The organism is 'Chrysanthemum coronarium' phytoplasma, from assembly GCF_000744065.1.
In the GTDB taxonomy this organism is placed as follows: Bacteria; Bacillota_I; Bacilli_A; order Acholeplasmatales; family Acholeplasmataceae; genus Phytoplasma; species Phytoplasma asteris.
In genome coordinates, this window is the sequence record NZ_BBIY01000019.1 from 1 (window position 1) to 4,252 (window position 4,252).

Genomic DNA, 4,252 nt, shown 5'->3' on the forward strand with positions numbered 1-4,252 from the left:
TTTTTTCTTAATTTGATTAAATTAGTTTAAATTAAATATTTTTAATTAATTTTGCTGTCCTAATTATTGGACGGCTTTTGTTGTTGTAAAAAAATAAATAAAATTATTTATAAATTATAAAAACTTAAAAAAACTTTAAATTATTGAAATTATTAATGTTATAATATAGGTAATAAGAAAAAGATTTTTTTAAAAGAAACAACATTTTGAAAAAAACTCAGTAATTGCCTACAAAAATCCCTTGAAAAAGAACCACGCAAAGACTTTATGAAATTCTTAGTTAAAGATATCTGTAAAAACCCAATTTCTGATGATGCACTAAATTATCTCACCCAAAATGTTAATGATGTAATTGAAAATGACATTATGAAGTGTTCTAATCGTACCATCGAAACACTTGTTAATGATGATTGTATTAATATGTGTAGAAACAAACACACACAAATTGAAGTTCAAGACTTAAAAGAAGCTTGTTTATCAGCTTTAGGTTTTATCCCACAATAAAATAATATATATAATAATTTATAAAGAATTACAACAAAGAAATATTAATAAAAATTAAGTATATTTTTATCTATTTTGCGATATAATAATTTTACATAGTATTTAATACTATTACAATTATAAAAAACAAAATAAGAGATAATTGTATAATTAAAATAAATAATAGCAATTTTTTCAAGTTGGAATTATTTATAATTGCCATATTAGAAAAGAGTTTTTTTACAAAGTGAATAATTTACAACAACCCAAGCATTTTTTATTGGCTAAGGCGCACTTGTTGTTATTGGCATTATGGATTTTTATTGTATTATTAGGAAATATAATTACAGTTTGGGCAAATAATCCATTAAAAGAAAATTTAGCTACTGGAGTTATAGAAAAAAGAAAATATTTAGAAGAAAGCACGCAAGATAATAAATTAGTTGATTGGTAAAATCCTGATACTTATGATGCAATTTATGATAACAACGGAAATCAAATAGCACAAAGACATTACAAATTAGAAAGCACGCAAGATAATAAAGTAGTTGATTGGACGCATTATAATGTTTGGGATGCTACTTATGATAAAAATGGTAGACAAACATCTAAAAGATATTTTTTAGCTCAAAGCACCGAAAATAATAAATTAGTTGATTGGCAAAATCCTGATACTTGGGATGCTACTTATGATAAAAATGGTAGACAAACATCTAAAAGATATTTTTTAGCTCAAAGCACCGAAAATAATAAATTAGTTAATTGCAAACATCATGATACTTGGGATAAAACCTATGATAAAAATGGTAATCAATTATTAGAAAGGCATTATTTGCAAGTAAGTACTGAAAAAGATAAATTAGTGGATTGGAAAAATAATGATACTTGGGATGCTACTTATGATGCAAACCAAAAGCAAACTTCTAAAAGACATTATTTAGAAACAAGTACCAAAAATAATAAAGTAGTTGATTGGCAACATTATGATACTTGGGATGCTACTTATGATAAAAATGGTATACAAACATCCCAAAGACATTATTTAGAAACAAGTACCGAAAATAATAAAGTAGTTGATTGGCAACATCGTTATACTTGGGGTAAAAGTAGTAATGTAGAACCAATATTGCCTCTTACAAATGTTTTAGTGGATAAAAATACTCAAAAAAATAAAGTTTATTTGCCCCACACCAATAATAAAGTAGCTGATGTGGGTGATTTACAATCTCAAACTTATGACACACACATTTACAATATAAAAATATTTGCCTATATATTATTTTTTTTGTTGTTGGCTGTTTTTATTATTGCAATTTATCTTTATATAAAAAAATTGAAAAAAATAATTAATTGAATGCCAAATTAGTTTTAATTGTTTCATTTATAAAGGAAAAACCAACTTAAAAGTTGGTTTTTTTAATATTAATTGATTAATATTTGGGGTTAGAACAAATTATATTAAAGTTTTTATTTTTTGGGTTAATTGGTCTAAACGTAATTTATTTTTGAATTTATGATGGAAATATATGATAAAAATAGCTAAAAAAATGAAAAAACTTAAGGTAAATAGCCAATAATCTTTTTGGCTGGGAAAAGCAATAATGTCGTTCCAATAAGTATTGATGGTTTTTTGGGTGGTTTGGTCGTATTTGTAAACTTCATCGTTACCTTTGATTTCTATTTGGGGAATTCCTGGAAAAGTTTCTAATCCAACATAAGGAGAATTATATTTAGTAAAAGCCAAATTGTTTTTGTAATTTTCTTTTTGTCTTAAAAAATTGATGAACTTATAAGCTAGGGTTTTTTTGCTTCCTTTAGGCATTACCAAATCATCAACCCAAACATTGGTTCCTTCTGTAGGTGAAAAATAATCTAGATTATTATTTTGTTCTTTTAAAAAATTAGCATCTCCTGAATAAGCAATAACTATATCATAGTATTCGTTATTTTTATTTTTCATTCGGTCCATTAATTGGTCGTTTATAAAAGCTAAGTTAGGTTTTTTTTCTTTTAGTTCTAAGAGCCATTTTTTGGCTTCATTTAATTCATCTGGGGAAGGTTTTGCAATTTTTCCTTTAGTAGCTTTTAGACCTACCATTAAACCGTCGCGAGCGTTATTGCATAAAGCTACTTTTAAATTGGTGTCTTTTAAATATTTAAAACCTTTATTTTGATCTTTGAGTTCATTAATTTGATCTTGAGTTATTTTGTTTTTATTATAAAGAATAACTACTTTGCCCCAAAAATAAGGAACGGCGTAATTGTTAAATTCAGAAGGGAGTTTGTCTTGGAGGTCTTTTTTTAATTCATAATAATGTTTATCATCTTTTATTAATTCACCATCATCTATTGTTTCTAACATTTTGCTTTGTCTTAATTGATCAATTGCATATTCACTTAAAATAGCTAGATCATATTGGTTTTTACTTTTAATTTTGGTAACTGCAAGTTCGTTAGAAGAAAAAAGAACTTGTTTAACTTTGATGTGAGTTTCTTTTTCAAACTTTTCAATAATGCTAGGTTCTAAGTATTCGCCCCAATTAAATAATGTTAATGTTTGTTCTTCTTGGTGTTGGGGAAGTATATTTTTGTTTTTAAGATTAAGAATAATAAGAATAACAAAAGTTGTTGTTAAAATGAAAAGCAATGTTGTTGCTACAGTTTTAATTGTCTTTTTCATTTGGTATTAAATTCGTTTTCATTGGTGTTTGTGTTTGCGCTTGTTTTTGTGTTAGTGGTTGTGGTTTTTTTTGTAGTTATTGTTGTAGCTCCATTTGTACTTTCATTTTCATTGTTATTTGCCTCTGCTTCTATTTTGGCATTTTTCCTTTGGTTTTGTTTTTGGTTGTTGTATTTGATGAAATTAAGGATAATTTTAGAACTAGCAATAATAATTAAAATAGTAGATAAAGCATTTACAGTTGGGTTAATAGTTCCTTTGAGGCTGTAGATATAAGCAGAAATATTTTGGCATTCAGAACCACCTACAAAATAAGAAATCATAAAGTCATCAAAAGAAAGACTAAAAGCAAGAGTGGCTCCTAAAAGCATAGCTCCTTTAAGTTGAGGTAGTATTACTTTGGTTAAAGCTTTGAGTGGGGTTGCTCCTAAATCATAGGATGCTTCTAAAGAATGAGGGTCAAGATTTATTACTTTAGGATAGACAGTAATAACTACAAAAGGAGTGCAAAAAGATATGTGGGCTAAAATCATTTTCCAAAAACCAGATTCCAAACCCATAAAACCAAAGACAACAAATAATGCTAAAGCAGTAATAATTTCAGGAATAACAATAGAAAAATTACTTACATTAAGAACAATGTTGCGCCATTTTTTGTTAAGACTTTGAGCAAGACTAATAGCTGCAAAAGTACCTAAAAAAGTAGAAATTAAAGTAGTTAGGCAAGCAATGTATAAAGTTATTTTGATAGCAGTTTTAACTGTTTGGTCAGTCCAAAGTTTAGAATACCATTGAAAACTAAAACCTTTCCAATTAACTAAAGATGCAATTCTGCCTTCGCTTTTGTTAAAAGAAAAAATAATTAAAGATAAAATAGGAATATAAATAAAGCTTAACACTAAAATGATATATAAGGTGTTAGTAATGGTTTTTTTGGGTTTTTTTGGGATTTTGGTAGAAGCAGTTTGGGGGGATCTTGCCCCAGATAATTTAATTGACATCTTTGCTTTCTCCTAAACTTAATTTTTTAAACATTTGAAAAATCAAAAACATTGTTAAAGAAAGATGAATAGCAATTGCACAAGCTTG

At 26.7% G+C, this 4,252-nt stretch carries 5 protein-coding genes; 3 read left to right on the forward strand and 2 right to left on the reverse strand.

Annotated elements, in window-relative coordinates:
• Positions 1-267 precede the first annotated feature (267 nt).
• The 3 genes from OYV_RS01085 (at position 268) to OYV_RS01095 (ending at position 1,837) form a co-directional block, all read left to right on the forward strand.
• Positions 268-504 (forward strand): hypothetical protein, encoded by a 237-nt coding sequence (locus OYV_RS01085; RefSeq protein WP_042067816.1) that lies wholly within the window; start codon positions 268-270, stop codon positions 502-504.
• A 226-nt stretch (positions 505-730) separates the two neighbouring features.
• Positions 731-937, forward strand: coding sequence for a hypothetical protein (locus OYV_RS01090; protein WP_042067818.1), 207 nt, complete (start codon positions 731-733; stop codon positions 935-937).
• Positions 938-1,315: 378 nt separating this feature from the next.
• On the forward strand, positions 1,316-1,837 hold the full coding sequence (locus OYV_RS01095; protein ID WP_042067820.1) for a hypothetical protein: 522 nt from the start codon (positions 1,316-1,318) through the stop codon (positions 1,835-1,837).
• A 99-nt stretch (positions 1,838-1,936) separates the two neighbouring features.
• Here the strand turns inward: OYV_RS01095 and OYV_RS01100 are convergent, their stop codons facing one another.
• On the reverse strand, positions 1,937-3,163 hold the full coding sequence (locus tag OYV_RS01100; protein WP_052360386.1) for an ABC transporter substrate-binding protein: 1,227 nt from the start codon (positions 3,161-3,163) through the stop codon (positions 1,937-1,939).
• Positions 3,160-4,164: an ABC transporter permease gene (locus OYV_RS01105; protein WP_042067822.1), complete on the reverse strand. Its 1,005-nt coding sequence runs from the start codon at positions 4,162-4,164 to the stop codon at positions 3,160-3,162. Before OYV_RS01105 ends, OYV_RS01100 begins: the two co-directional genes overlap by 4 nt.
• Positions 4,165-4,252: the final 88 nt, after the last annotated feature.